Source organism: Aeoliella straminimaris, assembly GCF_024054565.1.
Lineage (GTDB): Bacteria > Planctomycetota > Planctomycetia > Pirellulales > Lacipirellulaceae > Aeoliella > Aeoliella straminimaris.
Window position 1 is genome coordinate 1 of record NZ_JAMXLR010000006.1, and the last position, 16,187, is coordinate 16,187.

The window sequence follows — 16,187 nt, forward strand, 5'->3', positions numbered from 1 at the left end:
AACGATTTCGTAATACTCCTGTGGCATTCGTGCATCGGACATAGCAACCTCCTGGTCTGTAAAGTTGCTATCTATAAGGCGCAAATGGCGTGCCAAACTCGCTTGGGTTCTCTGTCCGGTTCTTAGTCTTACTTCCCTGGATATACAGTCGGGATTCTCCAATCCATTAGCAAGTTCGCCGACACGAGAGCAGAATGTTTGGTATCACGTACCGATGCGATTCTTGCGACTTTGTATTCTGCTCCGGATGGTCGCATCATTCTGCTGGCCAACATGTCGTGTGCAGTGACTGTGCTACTCACTTCACACTTGGCGGAGGGCATTCCGAATGGGGCACTAAAGAAGGTGAGCAACTCCAGTTATTTGCATTCGATGGCGAGAATGATGTGCCAACCGGCGTCTCCATTACGGTACTACAAAAGGATTCGGAGGTCACAATCCTTCAAGAACAAGATGGCGTGTCGAGGCTGAAGTTCGAGCCTGTTCCGTGTCCGCAATGTCATGGACATGACACGCTGAAGCAGTGGTTTGACGAAAACGCCGAATGCCCAAAATGCCGCCTTGGCACAGTAAATCGCAGAGGTTCATGCATTTACTGAACGACTGCATGACAAGGTGCTTCGGCCACATCGTCCGACGCACCTGAATTTATCGAATCGAGCGGACGCCCCCCCAGCCTCTTGTGCTCCGCCCACGGACAAACGGCCGTGGCGAGCGCACCACATGGCTGAATCTGCTCCGGCCGCCCGGCTCTGGCGAGAGACCACTCGCGCGGAGAAGCGGATTTTGTTAGTGTCGGTCGGGACGACCGACCTACTGGGTTGTAAGAAAATCGCCGTAGATACCGCGCGGCGATTTGGTCTAATGAGGGTGTGGCGATAGGCTCACACTGCTCTTTGACAACTTAGATTGCATGCGCGGTCGGTGGTGCGCGGGTGTTCTCCACTGGCTTGCCCATCGCGGGCTGGCCAAAGAGTTTTGGTACAACTTCGAGTTTTGGGCCAATTCGCCAAACATGCGGGGAACAACGCGTAGGGTTTTGTCCCCTCCCCCACATGGTTTGGCCGGGAAAACTAGGGGTTTCACCACTTGGGGGTGACCAAAACCGCTCGAGTTTTGGGCCAGTGATCGTAGAACCCCAGAATTGGCCCAAAACAGTTGGCCCAAAACGATCCTCGCATGGAGAACGGGTAAACTCGGCGGCGACAACATTCGTCAGCCAGTTCTCGCAATCGTCGCCGTCGGAACCACCCACCCCACAAACTACCCACGGTGGAAATACAGCCCCTCACATCGACTCGTCATCGATCGAAACCACCAATCCGTTCTCGTCGAAGTACACGGCGTACCAACCGGGTGCTTCGGGTCGATCGTAATCGAAACAGAGTTCACTAGTCTGCGTGCCAGTCGGAGTGCCAAGAATGTCGAGCACTTCGCCCTGGGACATTCCGATTTGTATCCGACGTTTGGCCGAAGGTTGCACTTCTCGAAGACGAGCGGCCGCGAGGTGAAAACAGGCTAGCAGGATACAAATGATTGCCGTTGTCCAAAGCAACGCACGAATTCCGAAGCTGAACCTTGGTAATAGTTCTTCCTTTGTTGCTACCATTGCTGAACCGGAGGTCGTGATACCATCGACGCTTCTGAATTGACGCCAATTCAGTGCTGGTAGCAAGTGTAGCGAACCAGTTGATCGAACTCTAGGAAGACGCAGCGAAGTTAATCCCCCCTATCCCGAAGGGATTTTGCTATCAACCCAGTGTTGCGGCGTCAGCCGCTACGCTGGGAAGAGGGCTGCTCCGCCCGCCCCATCCTTCGAAACTTTCGCCACACCGGGAACGCCGCCACCACCGCAAACAAACATCCGTTCAGCGTGGTGAACTCGATCTGCCCACGAGTCGCCCACACGTACAGGCAGGCCAACAGGCCGATGGTAACGCCAATCGTCACGATGACTAACGCAAGCAGATGGAAACGGTAATCCAGGCTTCGTTTCGATTGCTCGAAGGCCATTACAGGTGCTCCAAATGCATTCGAGGAACAGGAAAACTTTGATGAGGGGCTTGGAGTGATTCGCGGGCAGAGGCCGTTTATTGTCCCCAATCCTGGTTCGAGCACCAAGCGGATACTACCGACAATCGGTCGAGGTGCGCCTTCCATGCGGCTGGGTCAACTTCGGTCGACTGTCCAAGTTACCCGCTAAAACAACCACTCGTGCAAGACAATCATCTCACCTGTCTCCGGGTATTCGGCAACTAAGAATAGATCGACGCCCTCAATGTGCTGACTGCCATAACCGGGCGTCGCATACCAGTTGTAGTCGGCGCGATCGCCAGAGATCCATTTGCCGGGGGCCGCTTTGAGGAGGTCGGGTACCATGGGATGATTCGAAGTGGTTGCTACCAACTGGTGTCCCGCAAACAACCGTTGGCGTAGCGGGGAGCCCGGCTTGATTCGCCAGATGGATGCGTGGTCGACAAAGCTCCCCAGCCCGAGTGGCTCTACATCGTCGACCAATGCTGCGTCACTATCAATCAAATCAACGAGTGACCGAGGCCATTCGTCAAAACTGCTGTACGGACCATAGCCCCAGCTCTGTCGAAATTCGTGATACAGCATGGCTGCACCGCAACACAGAAGGGCAGCAACACCCATCAGCACTAGAAGGGTCTTGAGTGAGAAGTGAAATCGCTTGGCCATTGCGAGGCAATTCTACGTCCAGATCCTGGTCGACAGTAACTCTATGCAAGTGAGTCCTCCAGCTCCACGAGGCTGCGGCGAAAGCAACTTGCTCGGCAGCGTGATGGCGGCTTGAAGCGACCCTGCAATTGCTATCGGTCACCGCGTACCCAGGTCGGATTTGCCACTGAAGTCGGAAATACGACGCCTCCACGACGAGCCGGTGGAGACGCTAACGAGGATTAGTAGCCCAACTCCGCACAGGCCGGCGGCGGCCGGCTCCGGGACGACCGAAATGAACGTGTCGTCGTCAAACGATATGGACAAGGTGTTGAAAGCATCGGCTGTGCCCTGGTACGAACCTGCCGCCAGGTTTGCGTAGATGCCAAATGATTCGCCGGCGGTGACATCAAACTCCAGATAATCGGTCAGACTCGGGGCATCTCCGCCGTTGTACAAGTTGGAGAAGTTCAGTCCGCTCTCTGACTGAGCGATGCGGTTACCGCACAAATAGGTGCCATCAAAAGTATACTGGCCGGGACTGCAGAACGTGTCGGAAACACCAAAGCCACTGCCCCCAATCACGTAAACGTTCGCCAACACGCCCGACGTCCCGCTGGGGCCATTGGTCACCACGCTATCAAGGGCGACATCGATCCGAATGGTTTGCGCAACACTGCTGGTAAAGACCTGGTAGGCTTCTGCTCGCGTATTGGTTCGATCATCATCGAAGGTGGCGTCCACTCCTTCGGATTCCGCCCGCAGGACCGGCAAGTACGTGGAGAGCGGGTCGAAACTAGCGTCCACACGAAATGTGCTGAAGCTCACCGCTGCCGAGAGACTCCCCGGGCCACCATCTTCGAGAAACACACTGACCGGCTCCAGGTCAGACCCACTCGCCTTGGCGCCAAAGGTCGGCGCTGCGGTGGCAATGTTGGAGAAGATTGTCAGCACCAGGCTGCAGAGAAGACATCGTTGAAGGGATTTAGAAATCATTTTTCTGTCCACCGGGGGGCATTCACCAACACTACTGCACAGACCCTATCCGCAATTCATTCGAACTTCGTAATACAGTATCGCTGCACCACTACACGGAAGCACAGCAACGCACATCAGCATTGGAGGAACTTGAGAGAGAAGTAAATCGCGCCGCGATCGAATTTCAAAGCCAACCCTGCACCGTGAGTCCTCGATTCTACGAGCAACCCATCTTGAAATCCAGAGAAACATATTGCCGATGCAACTGACAGCGAAACAACGCACCCGCCCCAACTGGCCGAGGGGTGCCCCATGGGATGCCGGCAAAGTAAAACAGCCTTCGGCGCGATGCGCCGAAGGCTGTTCGGATTTACTTTAGTCGTGCGACGGACCAGGAGACTGGCACGTGCGAACTACCAGTGGGGCGACTAGCGTTTGGTGCCGGCCGCACGCTGGCGTCGGCGACCTGCCACGACCAGTCCCATCGCGCCAATCGCACAGAGGGCCAGCGTACTGGGTTCTGGCACCCTTACCACCACGTTGTCGATCAGGCCGAATGTCGATCCGGCAGGTTCGGCAACCGAGGTGAAGAAATCGGCGTAGAAGAGCGACAGGTTGCCCGAGGTCGAGAAACCGCTGGAACCGTCGGACATGTCACTTCCGTCCAAAGTGGCAATCAGCAGGCGGTCGCCATTGGGCTTCTCGATCCTGACGTCCACAATGCTGCCATCGACGTCAAACTCCCAGGTCACCCACTGAAAACCGGGTGAGCCAGCAACGCTTCCGTTGACCGAAGGCAGGAAGTCGGCGTAGTAGGGTTCGGAGCCCTGGCGGGTGCCGGCGGTCATATCTTCCGCAGCAACAAAAAAGCCACTCTTCAAAGCCCGCCAGTCGTTGGCGGACCCGCCGTCTCCGGTAGTGATCGCTTGGGCACCGCTCGTCAGGTCAGCATCGGTGTCGTTGTAGCCGATGCCCCCGCCGAGGAATTCCGTGGTGCCGCCGGTTCCCCAATTCATCCAGGCATCAAACCGCAGTTGGTAGTCGCCGGAGAAGCTCTGGCCTGTCGGATAGAGCGTGAAGAATTGGCCCGAACCTGATTCAATGTTGGCTTCCAACTTGACGCCGCGGGTGGCGTCATCGCCACCGACCGAATTCGGGGCCTCCGGAATGCCATCGGCGCTGTAGTCGTAGTTGAACGTGGCAGCCGAGTCGCTGCCGCTGGCGTTCACGCCCCACGCTGCGCCATTGTTCATCTGGTCACGAAACAGTTCCGCAGAGGCAACTCCCGGAACGGTGGTGAGTAGCGCTACTAGCGCTACGGAGAAAGATCTCGATGCTGACAACATTAGCGAATACCTCAACTTCCTCTTGGCGAATGATCGGCGCGATGGCGCGACTTAACGGTACATGGCGTGACGCTCAAGCGACCGGAAAACCTTGTTGACTAGGGTCATACTCGATGAGCGTTGCGCCAGGCGTTGGGTCGCATCCGCGCGGACCGGAAAGAAATGCCCCCAACAAAACGGATAAAGCCTGTCACTATCCCGATCCTGCCCAGAACGGACAAATTGTCAAGAAAATAATGCGGCATCTCGACAATTTGCGATTCTTTCGCGTACTTGCTCGGTCGATAGGCAGGCACCACGCTGCGTGATGCCGCACCTATCGCGCGTCGGTGCGATGGCGACCGCACAATGGCCGCTACCGCTACGATGCCTGCTGCTTGCCGTCGAATTTAACCGCGCGCCGTCCACCCCGTTGCCGGAGGCGAGAGCTTCGAACCAGCGCCAGCCCAACTAGTCCGAGCAGAGCAAACGCTATGGACGAAGGCTCGGGCACTTCCGTCGTGATGTCGACCAGTTGCAGCGTCACGCTGTGCGGGTCGTACAGCACCTGCCAATGGAATGCTTGACCATTGGCAAACGAGACCGGATCGTGCTGGAATTCGCCCAGGATCTCTTCCAGTGAAGTGAGCACCGTGAAGGCATCGCCAATCTCGGGCAAGAACAGGCCATCGCCGGCGTCGATCAGACTCACGTCGATCAATCCGTCCAGATTGGCGTCACCGGCCAGCAGTAAATCGTACTCGCTGCCGGCAACATGGCCGCCAATCTCCACCAGCCAGTTGCCCTCGGCCGTGTTAGTGAACTCGGGCACGCTGATGGTGCCCGGTGAGTTGCCAATTTCCAACAGGCCGCTATTCACCAGATTGATGTTCCCCATGTTGACGCCGTCGGCCAGTCGCATGTAACCGGTGGCAAGATTGTGGAGCGCGCCCGCTCCATCGAACGAAGTTCCCGCTTCGACGAGCGTCTCGGCTTGCATCATCAATGCGGTGTCGGAATTGGCAAAGTTCAGTTCGGCGCTGGGAGCGAACTCGGCGTTGGCGGCGATGCGGACCCGGCCAGTACTGTTGAGTTCGCCTGTAATCCGCACCGGGGCGCCGTCCAGGCGTTCGGCACCTAGCGGGCCGAGGCCGGCCGCCAGGTCCATTTCGCCGTTCATGGTCCACTTGTCAAAACTGCCCGTCAGTTGGACGTTTAGATTGCTGAAGGGACTGTCGAGTTGCAGTACGCCGTCGAACGTGTTGCTAAGCGTCGAGTCGAGGCTCTCGGCCGTGACGGTGAAGAAGTGATTGATGTCCCACGTCGTGCCGCCCCCTCCATCCATGTCGAACACGCCCGCGGTGATGCTGGTAATACCGTTGACCGTGGCGTCGCCATTCTGCAGAGCGATACCGTTGATTTGCGTAGCGCCGGTCCAAGTGGTCTCGCCATTGAAACGGACCGCGCCATCGACGCTCAAGTTGCTGTGCGTGTTGAACGTTCCACCTTGGACCGCGACTGCCGATTGAAAGAGCAGGTCGTTGTCCGGGTCGAGGTTGAACACGGCCGTATCGAGAATTGTGGCTTCGGACTCGAAGTGTACCGGGTCGCCCAGTCCGCTGAAGCCGTTGACCAGATTGACGGCGCCACCCAGACTAGCGTGGCTGCCCTCGATGGTGGCGATTCCATCGGAGTTTTCCGTTCGGCTCGTAATATTGATCACGCTATTGGCGTCTGCGGTCCAGCCATTGCTGAGGTTCATCGTCAGGATCGACGCGGTTGCCATTTCGATGGTGCCGCTGAAGTTGTCGCGCAGGTGGGTGCCGTTAACGGTTAGTTGGTCCTGCCCGAAAATGCTGTTGCCTCCGTCGACCTGCAGTACTCCGTAGCCCGTGTTTCCATCCAGATCCATCGGTGCGTCGCCCCCTTGATTCAGCACCAGCCCTCCGAAGCCTGGCGAGGTAGCGATCAGCCCGTCGTTGATTAGCGCCACCCCAGAGTTATCCAGGCACTCGACCACTCCGCGGGCCCGCATTCGCGACTGGGCATGGATGTTGAGCGTATCGTAGACAATCACTTCGGCACCGTTCGCGATGTCGAAGTGCGCCCCGTCGCTGACGAGAATGTTGTTGGCAGACATGCCGAAGCCGGCCAGCCTCTGCACCAGCAATCGGCTACCCTCGCCCGAAACAGTGGCATTGCCCCCAATTGCGAGTGCGCCGGGTTGGTTGACGTACAAACTGGCACCGTTGAGGACTTCGAGTGCTCCGACGGCCTGGTTGTTCTCAACCAACACGTTGCTATTGTGCGTGGCCGGTAACACTCCGAGTCGGGCCACATCGGCCAGCCCCGGAGCGCCCGCTGGGCTCCAACTGGCCCCGTCGGTCCAGGGGACGTTCGCGCCGCCATTGATCAGTGTCTTGATTTCCGCGCTGGCGCTGCTGGCAACCATAGCGCTGCCAACGCACGTCAGTACAAACGCAATGGACCACTTAACCGTTGCCGTCTGAGTGCGCCCGCCTTCCGAGAAATTGTTGATCTCCACTAGTTCCGCCTCCCCTGTTTTGGTGTGAATGCGTACCGACACAGTTGGCCGAGATCGAGCTTGGATGCTCCATGGCCCTAGATAGTTCCCTAGATAGTTCCCTCGATAGTCGTCGTTGTAGTCATCCACTTCAAATGCTGGAAGCCATGAACAAGGTTTGTGCGCAGAAACGATGCAACAAAGGTGCACAACCAACCGCCCGATTGATTCATTGACAATCCGGTGAACGCCCGTTGGCGATCGATGCGCAGGAGCGACGCAGGTTTGCTCACCACAGCGCAAACCCGCCACTTCCCTTGCGTCGCAGGTTGCACGAGATACGAAGACCCAGTATCGGGTTGATGGCCAACCATAGGTCCGCCAACTATGATCAGTACTGCAGGGGGTCGTCTGTCCAGGTGGCAACTCAATGAATCGTCAAATGCCTCAACTCAATCCAATCATCCTGCTGTTGTCGGCCGCGTTTTGCACGTTGGTTTCAAGCACCTTCGCACAGAACTCGATCAACGTTGGTCTGCAGCGGGCGAAAAATCCGCCCATGCAAACGGTCTCGCGCGAGCCACCGGTGTTGCCGGACCCGCAAGAGCCGTTCGAAGTCCGTGATGACTTTACGCTCATCGAGTCGCTCGACGAGTTTCGCGCGGCCATCAAAGCGAGCGGACAGAAGGTGCGACTGAAGCCGGGCATCTACCGCGCCGAATCCGTCGACCCGCCCGTGGGAAGCGACCAGCACATCTTCGCGGCGACCGGCTCCAACAATCACTTCGACCTGCGGGGCGTGGTGATCGAGACACCGGTCTCAGTGCAAAGCAAGCTGTCGCGCGCCGCGCACGTGTCCGACTGCTGGCATTTGTTTGGTGACAACAACACCTTCGAAGGTGGCTACTTCCGCAACGTGATCGATCGCCCGTACCCCGATTACAGTGTGGCAGAGAACGAGTTTGAGGTGCTGGGGAGTGGCAACTCGTTTGTCGACTGCACCTTCGTCATTCAGGGCTCGGTTCCCTATGGCTATTCGGACTTCTATGGCAAGGGAGGTCCCAACTTCGGCCGCTTGAACAAGCATGGATTCCTGTCGATCGTCGGAGCACAGCACACCCGGCTCAGCGGCTGCCAGGTCTACATGCAATCGTTTGGCCACTGCATTCATTTCCATGCCGCCGATGGAGTTGTGATCGAGAACTGCTTGCTCAGTGGCACGCTGCGCCCAACCAACGACATCTTCGCCGAGCAAGTCGGCAGGGCAGTGGAGTACGATTTCCAAGTCATGTACCGCGGCAAGCGGCCCATCCCCCATGACGAGATGATCCCGCTGACCGAGGATGGCATTCGTACTTATGGTGGCGATAAGAACATCACCGTGACGGACACCACCATCGAACGATTTCGCGGGTGCGTCCAGATACTGTGTGAGAGCGACGTGACCCTGAAGAACGTCACGGTGCTCGAAGCGGGCGACTTCAGTTTCGACGTCAGCGCGGGCGACCAGGGCAAGGTCGAGCTGCGAAACTGCCGGGCCGACGTGGCTTACAACCCGGTGTTCAACCTCACTCGCGGGGCAACGCCCAAGGACGCCTTCTACGAAGTGACGATTCTCAGTCCCGCCGAAGGAGTGAAGCCAACGCCGCGTTCGTCGCTCGGCACCATCTGCGGCGAGCGATGTACCTTCATCCTGCACGACGGCACCACGCGCCCCCTGCCGGCGGAGGCGAACCAACTGCATTGCGGCGGTAACAAGGGGCTCGCAAACTCGACGGTCAAGAACTACACCTCGGCCAGGCTGCTCTTGAGCGAGCGGGTCCGCGATTGCACGATCGAGTCGGTGGGGCCCGTGGACGACCGAGGTGCCGGCAATCGGGTGATGCGGATTGAGCCGGAAGATTGAGCCGAGGAGGCTCGGAATGGGCGCCGCCTCCACTGCTTGACCGCCAGATAGTTTATTGCTAAAATAAATAGTGATCGACAAACCAGCCGACACGTAACCGCGTTGGCAGAAAGGCGGGATGCCATGGCGCAAAAACTCGAACAGGAACTCAAGAAGAAGAAAATATTCGACTCGGTGCAACAGGCGGCCGTGGTCGGTTTGTTACGCACTAACGACCTGTTTCAGTACCGGTTCGCTCAACTGTTTCGTGAATACGGACTGACACAACCTCAGTACAACGTGCTGCGAATCCTCCGCGGCGAAGGCAAACCGCTACCCTGCCTGGAGATCGCCAGCCGATTAATCACCATGGTGCCGGCCATCACCAGCTTGATCGACAAGCTGGAGAAGCGCGAATTGGTCGAGCGGAAACGTTGCAGCAAGGACCGGCGAGTGTGGTACGTGTCGCTCCGGCCCGAAGGGGGCAAGTTGCTGAAAAAGATGGATAAACCCGTGGCGGAGCTGCACGCCGAACTGTGCCGAGGCCTGACGGCCAAGGAGTGTAGGCAGTTGGCGGAACTGATGGAGAAGGCGCGGAGCGTTCACCCAGCGAAAGCCGAGCTGGAATGAACGGGACGAACCAGGCGCGTGTTTTTTTCGTACGATAGTTTATTGCTAAACAATTTACCTCTAGCCCAAGTCTCAATGCAACGGAGCCCCCCTCATGAATGCCAACGAATTCCTGTTTCGCCCCCTGCAAACCGGCGACATCGAACTGCCGAACCGCGTGCTGATGGCGCCGCTGACCCGCGGTCGAGCCCCCGGCCGCGTGCCTAACGAGTTGATGGTGGAATACTATCAGCAGCGGGCAAGCGCCGGCCTGATCATCTCCGAGGCCACGGCCATCAGTCCGCAGGGTTACGGCTGGCACCAGGCTCCGGCCATCTACAACGACGAACAAGTGGCGGGCTGGAAACGCGTGACCGACGCCGTGCACGAGGCGGGCGGACGCATCTTCGTGCAGCTCTGGCATATGGGTCGTGTATCGCACCCCGACTTTCAGGATGGAAAACCGCCCGTCGGCCCCAGCGCCATTGCGGCCACTGGCGAAGCCCACACGCCCACTGGCAAGAAGCCTTACGTCGTGCCGCACGCGCTGACAACCGACGAGATTGCCTCCATCGTGGCCGACTACGCTGCCGCGACGGTGCGTGCTCGTCAGGCGGGATTCGACGGCGTCGAGATTCACGGCGCTAACGGCTACCTGATCGACCAGTTCCTCCGCGACGCCGCCAACCAGCGCGACGACGAGTACGGTGGCTCGGTGGAGAACCGTCTCCGGTTCCTGCGCGAAGTGGTCACGGCCGTTGCCGACGCTTGGTCGCCAGTACGTACTGGCTTGCGACTGAGCCCCACGATGAACGGACAAGGCATGCATGACAGCAACCCCGTGGCGTTGTACACCGCAGCGGCGGAGATGCTCAACGGCTTCGACCTGGCCTACGTCCACACGGCCGAGGCCATCCAGCCCGGCAGGTTGTACAACGCCGATGCCGAGCGAGTGACACCGCATATCCGCCAGGCGTACCAGGGCGTACTGGTAACCAATGGTGGCTATGACAAGGAGTCGGCCGCCGAAGCCATTGCCAGCGGCCAGGCCGACGCCATCGCCTTCGGCCAGCCCTTCATCGCCAACCCAGACCTGCCCGAGCGCCTCCGCGTCGACGCGCCGCTCAACGAACCGGTGGTAGCCACCTACTACTCCCAAGGCCCCACCGGGTACGTCGACTATCCGACACTGGCCGAGGCCACTGGTTTTTGAAGGGCAGCACTAACTTGCTTCGGTGTGTGGCGCATCAGAGCATTTCACTGAAAACCACGACCCATTCTCGAATGAGCGTGGGTCGTGAAGTTGTTGACTTGGCTATCTGAATGAGTTAGTTTGATGGCGTCATGGGAATGATGGGTTTAGGCTGCAAGTCGCCTTTTCAATTCTTGCAGCGGAACCGAACAGATGAGAGCAACTTCTCTCGCGCGTGCTGGCAACACACAACTACCCGCCGTTGGCAGGCGGCGACCATCCCTTCACAGGGCTGCGTGCAAACCGTGGGAACTATGGATCGTGGCCACAGCAGTGCTTCTTTCGTGCTGCGAAACCAGCCGCGCCGAAGTTTCCTTCGCAGGGGACGTTGAGTTCGTCTCAAGTGGACAGAACTCCCAACTCTACATCGGACAAACATCCGATGGCCACATGCGCATCGATACCGGTTCGGAGCTCTCGGTTTACGGCACGCATGTGGGCATGTCCAGCGACAATATTTCAGCGCTGGACATTACGGGAATTGGGTCAAGGCTGATTACACCGGATGGCCTCACTGTCTCCGGATTCAGTCGTGTGAGAATAGCTGATGGCGGATTTGTTGCTAGCGGAGCGCTAACATCCTGGCCGTTTGAGTATGGTGTTTCGACCATCGAGCTGTCCGGGGAGGCGACGTCGATGGCAGTTCGGGGCCATGTCACACTTGGCCAAAAAAACCAAGCAAGTCTCTATGTACACGACGGTGCGTCTATAAATGCCCCGACGGCATTGGGCTACCTCGGTCCTCACCTGAAGGTCCTTCTTGATGATGGGAGCATCACCTTGCGCCAAGTCAACCTTTCGGGTCACCTGAGCGGCACAGGAACGTTGCGACTATCTGGCGGTGATTTCAGGAACTACGGAACGATTGTGGCGGGATCGTCACTCACGATTGATGCCACCTCCAGGCTTAAGAACGCTGGTACGATTGATGTGGACAATGGCTCAATCATATTTCAGAGCGTTTACGACTGCTTGCTCGACAACACAGGAACCATCGCCCTTCGCCAAGGGAATCTGCTGTTCAACACAATAAACGACAAGACTCTATCCAACGGTGGCGACCTAATCGCTGATTTCGGAGTCAGTCACATCTATGGTTCCGTTGCGAATGGAGGAAGTGTGCTAGCTCTCGCTGATCTGGACATTCACGGAAACCTGCTGAATGGAGGAGTGGTGCACAACAATGGTGAGATGCTAATCCACGGAAACTTGTCGAACGCCACTACTGGTGTATTCAACCTGGGAGCTGGATTAGCAGTCGTCGAAGGCGATTTCCGTAGCAACCACTCAACATTGGCAACCGAACTCACCGAATCCGACTCTGGCCATCAGTACGGGGCTTTGCAAGTCGGAGGAGAAGCCCACTTCACAGGAGACAACACACTCGAAATAAAGGCCCCTTTTCGACACACATTCCAGCTAGGCGAAAGCTTCGAGCTTCTTACCACTGCTGGCGGTATCTTCGGCGACCTCACTCTCGGCGATGTGCCATACCTCGACGAATCGCTCGCATGGAAACTCTTCAGCGACTCGCACACGTTGACCCTCTCCGTGGGGCTGGCTGGTGATTTCAACGACGATTCGGCCGTCGACTTGGCCGACTACCTTGTCTGGCGCAACTCGCTGGGCAGTCGTGAGTCGTTTCCCGCGGCCGATGGCTGGGGGCCACGTGGCGTGGCCGATGGAGTGGTCGACCATTGGGACTACGACATCTGGAAGGAGAATTTCGGAAACTCGGCTGCCGTCTCCGCAGCACCTTCGACGGGAACCATCCCCGAACCTGCTAGCTGGTTGGTGTTCGTACTGTCCGGACTTGTTGTGTCCGTCTGCAGGGTTCGCATCGAAACCATCTGGTCGACTTGCTGCAGCTATGTTCAAACACATCGCGCCGCGTTATTCTCAGACTACACCTTGTTCGTCCGCAGGAGGCCATGCACCTCCTTACCCATGATGGATGCTGCTGAGGGGGAGAGCTTTGTCAGACCAACAACAGAATCGGTTTCAGGTCGACTTGCGGGGCCTGATCGACCTGCTATCGCAGCACCTTTATAGCGGACCAGAGGTTTTCGTTCGCGAACTGCTTCAGAACGCCGTGGATGCGATTCGCGCTCGCCAGCAACTTGATCTAGGGCACGTGGGAACCATCGAGATCGAAGTAGTTGAGTCCCGCAGTGGACCACCGACGCTGGTTTTTCAGGATGACGGTGTTGGACTCTCCGAGCAGGAGGTTCACCAGTTCCTGGCCACAATCGGGCAGTCGTCCAAGCGAGGAAACGTGGCGCGGCGGCCCGACGATTTCCTTGGCCAGTTCGGCATCGGGCTGCTTTCCAGCTTTATGGTCACCAATCAAATCTCGGTGCTGACCCGTTCGGCACGGGAAGGTGATCACCCGGCCGTGGAATGGCGGGGCAATACCGATGGCACCTACTCCGTGCGACCGCTGAAACGGGAGATACCCTGCGGCACTCAAGTGTTCCTGCAACCTGCCGAGGGATTTGAGGAGTTCTTCGAGCCCCAGCGCATCTTGAACCTGGCCCGCAATTTCGGCGAGTTCCTCGAGCCCCGCATCGTGCTCAATAGCGGTGGTCAGACTCAGGTGGTTAATGGCGATGCTCCCTGGGCCGAGTGGCCAGTCGACCCCGACGAGCGCGAGCAATTGCTCGACTATGGACGAACCACTTTCGAGCGAGACTTCCTCGACGTGATCCCCCTCCGGTCTACCGCCGGTAGCGTCACTGGCGTTGCTTATGTCCTGGCGCAGGCAGTTCACGCGGGGGCGCGGCAGCGTCATCGGGTGTACCTGAAGGACATGCTGCTATCGAACGAAGCGCACGACTTGCTGCCCGAGTGGGCTTTCTTCGTGCAGTGCGTGCTCAACGCCCGCGGCCTGCGACCAACCGCCTCCCGCGAGTCGTTCTACAAGGACCGAGTGCTGGAAGACACGCAAGAGGAACTGGGTGGTTGCCTGCGGCGATATCTGGTGGAGATGGCCCGCACGCAGCCCAACCGATTCAAGCAACTGATCGCGGTGCATCATTTGGCCGCTAAGGCCCTGGCCATCGACGACGACGAGTGCCTGGAACTGTTCGCCGACTGGTTCCCGTTCGAAACATCGCTCGGCACGATGACTCTGGGCGAGTATCGACAACAACATCCAGTGGTGCGTTACGTTGCCAGTCGCGATCAGTTCCGGCAGATCGCTCAGGTGGCGGCTTCCGAGTCGCTGGCAGTAGTCAACGCCGGCTATGTATACGAGGTTGAAATCCTGCAGCGTCTGGGGGCGATCCGCCCGGATATTCGCGTGGAACCGTTCGACGCCGACCAGCTCTCCGAGCGATTCGAAGAGCTCACCCAACAGGAACGAGAAGAGACCATCGAGTTCGAGCGGCTGGCCGATGTCACGTTGCAGCGATTCAAGTGCGCCGTGGAGATCGCGAAATTTCACCCCACGGAACTGCCGGCCCTGTACGTGGCAGATGAAAACTCCGGCTTCATGCGGTCCATCGAACAGGCCCAGGACGTTACCGAAGGGGTCTGGACCGACGTGCTCGGCTCGTTGGCTCAGGACGTGCCTTCGACGTACGCCCGACTGTATCTGAACTATGGCAATCCTCTGATCCATCGCATTTGCCACCTGGCCGACGAGCGTGGCCAACAGCGATCCATCGAGATGGTTTACGTACAATCGCTCTTGCTGGGGCACTTCCCCTTGAAACAGAGCGAGATCAAGCTGCTCAACGAAGGGCTACTGGGACTCATCGACTGGGCAGTAACCACGGATCGCGGCCATGAGTGAAGACACCCTCGAACGCATCGAAGACCTGGTGGACGAAGCCATGCAGCTACCGCATGGCGAGGTGCAGGTGCGGTTGTTGGATGAAGCGGTCAGGCTGGCGGACATCGTCCGCGACCAGGACGTCATGTTCGCCACCCGCATTTACCTGGTCGACTCTGGAGTGTTCTCCGGGCATTTCGAGAAATCGCTTCCCGCCTTTGCCTGGTGCCTGGCGCAATTCGAGCAGGATCCGCAGCGCTATCGGGACCAGGAACGCACGCTGTTGTGGTATTTCAAAAATGTGCTGCACAACGCCGACGAGCTGCCACAACTCACGCGAGAGCAAGTGGAAGAGCTGCGGGGCCAAATGGCCAGGCTCTACGGTCAGTGCGGGTACAACATGCGTCCGGTGCACTACACGCGACTGGTGTTCGCCATCCGCATCGGCGACCGTCAATTGGCCGAGGAGTCGTTTGCGAACTATCGGGCGGTGCGGCGCGACTCGATGGCGGACTGCATCGCATGCGAAGCCGACAGCGAAGTCGAATACTTTGAGTTCATCGACGAGCCCGAGCAAGCCCTCAAAACAGCCGGCCCGAGCCTCCAGGGACGGCTCACCTGCGCCGAAGTACCCCACCGCACGTACAGCTATGTTCTGCGTCCTTTGGCTGTGCTTGGCCGATACGAAGAGGCCGACGAATACCACCGCAAAGGCTATCGTTTGATTCGCAACAATCCGGCTTTCCTGCGACACGTTGCCTGGCACATGGCGTTTCTGATGCACCGCGGCAAACAATCCTCGGCAGTACGGATGCTCGAACGCCATCTATCGTGGGCCATCGACACCTTCCACCTCGGCGCACGCTATCTGTTCTACGTCTCCTCGAGACGCACCCTCGCGTGGCTGGCTGAGAACTCGGATACCGCGAAGCTGGACCTGCCGAAATCGTTCCCTGCCTACCGCCCCTCGGGCGACTACGACCTGGCCGAGCTGATCGCGTGGTTCGACAGTCAGCTTGCCGAATTAGGAGCACGTTTCGACGCCCGCAACCAGAATGACTTCTTCACGCGAAATCTGGTCGAACGGCTGCAGTATTAGGGGGAGATCGAGCGACTCGCAGCAGGACTACTGAAATCAGCGTACCGGGACGCAAACGCGG

The 16,187-nt window shown here is 58.2% G+C and carries 12 protein-coding genes; 6 read left to right on the forward strand and 6 right to left on the reverse strand.

The window, feature by feature from the left end; genetic code table 11:
• Positions 1 to 1,288: 1,288 nt before the first annotated feature.
• The 6 genes from NG895_RS01365 to NG895_RS01390 all read right to left on the reverse strand — a co-directional run bounded on the left by NG895_RS01365 (position 1,289) and on the right by NG895_RS01390 (position 7,569).
• A complete protein-coding gene (locus NG895_RS01365; RefSeq protein WP_252850646.1) occupies positions 1,289 to 1,447 on the reverse strand; it encodes an outer membrane protein assembly factor BamE in 159 nt (52 codons plus the stop codon).
• A gap of 323 nt (positions 1,448 to 1,770) precedes the next feature.
• Positions 1,771 to 2,013: a hypothetical protein gene (locus NG895_RS01370; RefSeq protein ID WP_252850647.1), complete on the reverse strand. Its 243-nt coding sequence runs from the start codon at positions 2,011 to 2,013 to the stop codon at positions 1,771 to 1,773.
• A gap of 186 nt (positions 2,014 to 2,199) precedes the next feature.
• Positions 2,200 to 2,700 (reverse strand): hypothetical protein, encoded by a 501-nt coding sequence (locus tag NG895_RS01375; RefSeq protein ID WP_252850648.1) that lies wholly within the window; start codon positions 2,698 to 2,700, stop codon positions 2,200 to 2,202.
• A gap of 138 nt (positions 2,701 to 2,838) precedes the next feature.
• A complete protein-coding gene (locus NG895_RS01380; protein WP_252850649.1) occupies positions 2,839 to 3,675 on the reverse strand; it encodes a hypothetical protein in 837 nt (278 codons plus the stop codon).
• Positions 3,676 to 4,085: 410 nt separating this feature from the next.
• Positions 4,086 to 5,003 carry a PEP-CTERM sorting domain-containing protein gene (locus tag NG895_RS01385; protein WP_252850650.1) on the reverse strand — a complete coding sequence of 306 codons (918 nt, stop codon included), beginning with the start codon at positions 5,001 to 5,003 and terminating at the stop codon, positions 4,086 to 4,088.
• A 361-nt stretch (positions 5,004 to 5,364) separates the two neighbouring features.
• Complete coding sequence (locus NG895_RS01390) at positions 5,365 to 7,569, reverse strand: autotransporter outer membrane beta-barrel domain-containing protein (protein ID WP_252850651.1); 2,205 nt, start codon at positions 7,567 to 7,569, stop codon at positions 5,365 to 5,367.
• A gap of 367 nt (positions 7,570 to 7,936) precedes the next feature.
• Between NG895_RS01390 and NG895_RS01395 the strand changes: the two genes are divergently transcribed.
• The 6 genes from NG895_RS01395 to NG895_RS01420 all read left to right on the forward strand — a co-directional run bounded on the left by NG895_RS01395 (position 7,937) and on the right by NG895_RS01420 (position 16,126).
• A complete protein-coding gene (locus NG895_RS01395) occupies positions 7,937 to 9,412 on the forward strand; it encodes a hypothetical protein (protein WP_252850652.1) in 1,476 nt (491 codons plus the stop codon).
• 123 nt (positions 9,413 to 9,535) lie between these two features.
• Complete coding sequence (locus tag NG895_RS01400) at positions 9,536 to 10,021, forward strand: MarR family winged helix-turn-helix transcriptional regulator (RefSeq protein WP_252850653.1); 486 nt, start codon at positions 9,536 to 9,538, stop codon at positions 10,019 to 10,021.
• Positions 10,022 to 10,115: 94 nt separating this feature from the next.
• On the forward strand, positions 10,116 to 11,213 hold the full coding sequence (locus NG895_RS01405; RefSeq protein WP_252850654.1) for an alkene reductase: 1,098 nt from the start codon (positions 10,116 to 10,118) through the stop codon (positions 11,211 to 11,213).
• Positions 11,214 to 11,642: 429 nt separating this feature from the next.
• Positions 11,643 to 13,304 carry a hypothetical protein gene (locus tag NG895_RS01410; RefSeq protein ID WP_252850655.1) on the forward strand — a complete coding sequence of 554 codons (1,662 nt, stop codon included), beginning with the start codon at positions 11,643 to 11,645 and terminating at the stop codon, positions 13,302 to 13,304.
• Positions 13,228 to 15,048, forward strand: a complete 1,821-nt coding sequence (locus NG895_RS01415) for an HSP90 family protein (RefSeq protein WP_252850656.1) — start codon at positions 13,228 to 13,230, stop codon at positions 15,046 to 15,048. The genes NG895_RS01410 and NG895_RS01415 overlap by 77 nt, the downstream gene beginning before the upstream one ends.
• Entirely contained in the window at positions 15,041 to 16,126 is a 1,086-nt protein-coding gene (locus tag NG895_RS01420) for a hypothetical protein (protein ID WP_252850657.1), read from the forward strand. Before NG895_RS01415 ends, NG895_RS01420 begins: the two co-directional genes overlap by 8 nt.
• The last annotated feature ends 61 nt before the right edge of the window (positions 16,127 to 16,187 follow it).

What these genes read in the sequence shown, in the direction of transcription:
- NG895_RS01365 (WP_252850646.1), bottom strand. Translation starts at nt 1,447, where the DNA reads ATGTCCCAGGGCGAAGTGCTCGACATTCTTGGCACTCCGACTGGCACG.
- NG895_RS01370 (WP_252850647.1), bottom strand. Translation starts at nt 2,013, where the DNA reads ATGGCCTTCGAGCAATCGAAACGAAGCCTGGATTACCGTTTCCATCTG.
- NG895_RS01375 (WP_252850648.1), bottom strand. Translation starts at nt 2,700, where the DNA reads ATGGCCAAGCGATTTCACTTCTCACTCAAGACCCTTCTAGTGCTGATG.
- NG895_RS01380 (WP_252850649.1), bottom strand. Translation starts at nt 3,675, where the DNA reads ATGATTTCTAAATCCCTTCAACGATGTCTTCTCTGCAGCCTGGTGCTG.
- NG895_RS01385 (WP_252850650.1), bottom strand. Translation starts at nt 5,003, where the DNA reads ATGTTGTCAGCATCGAGATCTTTCTCCGTAGCGCTAGTAGCGCTACTC.
- NG895_RS01395 (WP_252850652.1), top strand. Translation starts at nt 7,937, where the DNA reads ATGAATCGTCAAATGCCTCAACTCAATCCAATCATCCTGCTGTTGTCG.
- NG895_RS01400 (WP_252850653.1), top strand. Translation starts at nt 9,536, where the DNA reads ATGGCGCAAAAACTCGAACAGGAACTCAAGAAGAAGAAAATATTCGAC.
- NG895_RS01405 (WP_252850654.1), top strand. Translation starts at nt 10,116, where the DNA reads ATGAATGCCAACGAATTCCTGTTTCGCCCCCTGCAAACCGGCGACATC.
- NG895_RS01410 (WP_252850655.1), top strand. Translation starts at nt 11,643, where the DNA reads ATGCGCATCGATACCGGTTCGGAGCTCTCGGTTTACGGCACGCATGTG.
- NG895_RS01420 (WP_252850657.1), top strand. Translation starts at nt 15,041, where the DNA reads ATGAGTGAAGACACCCTCGAACGCATCGAAGACCTGGTGGACGAAGCC.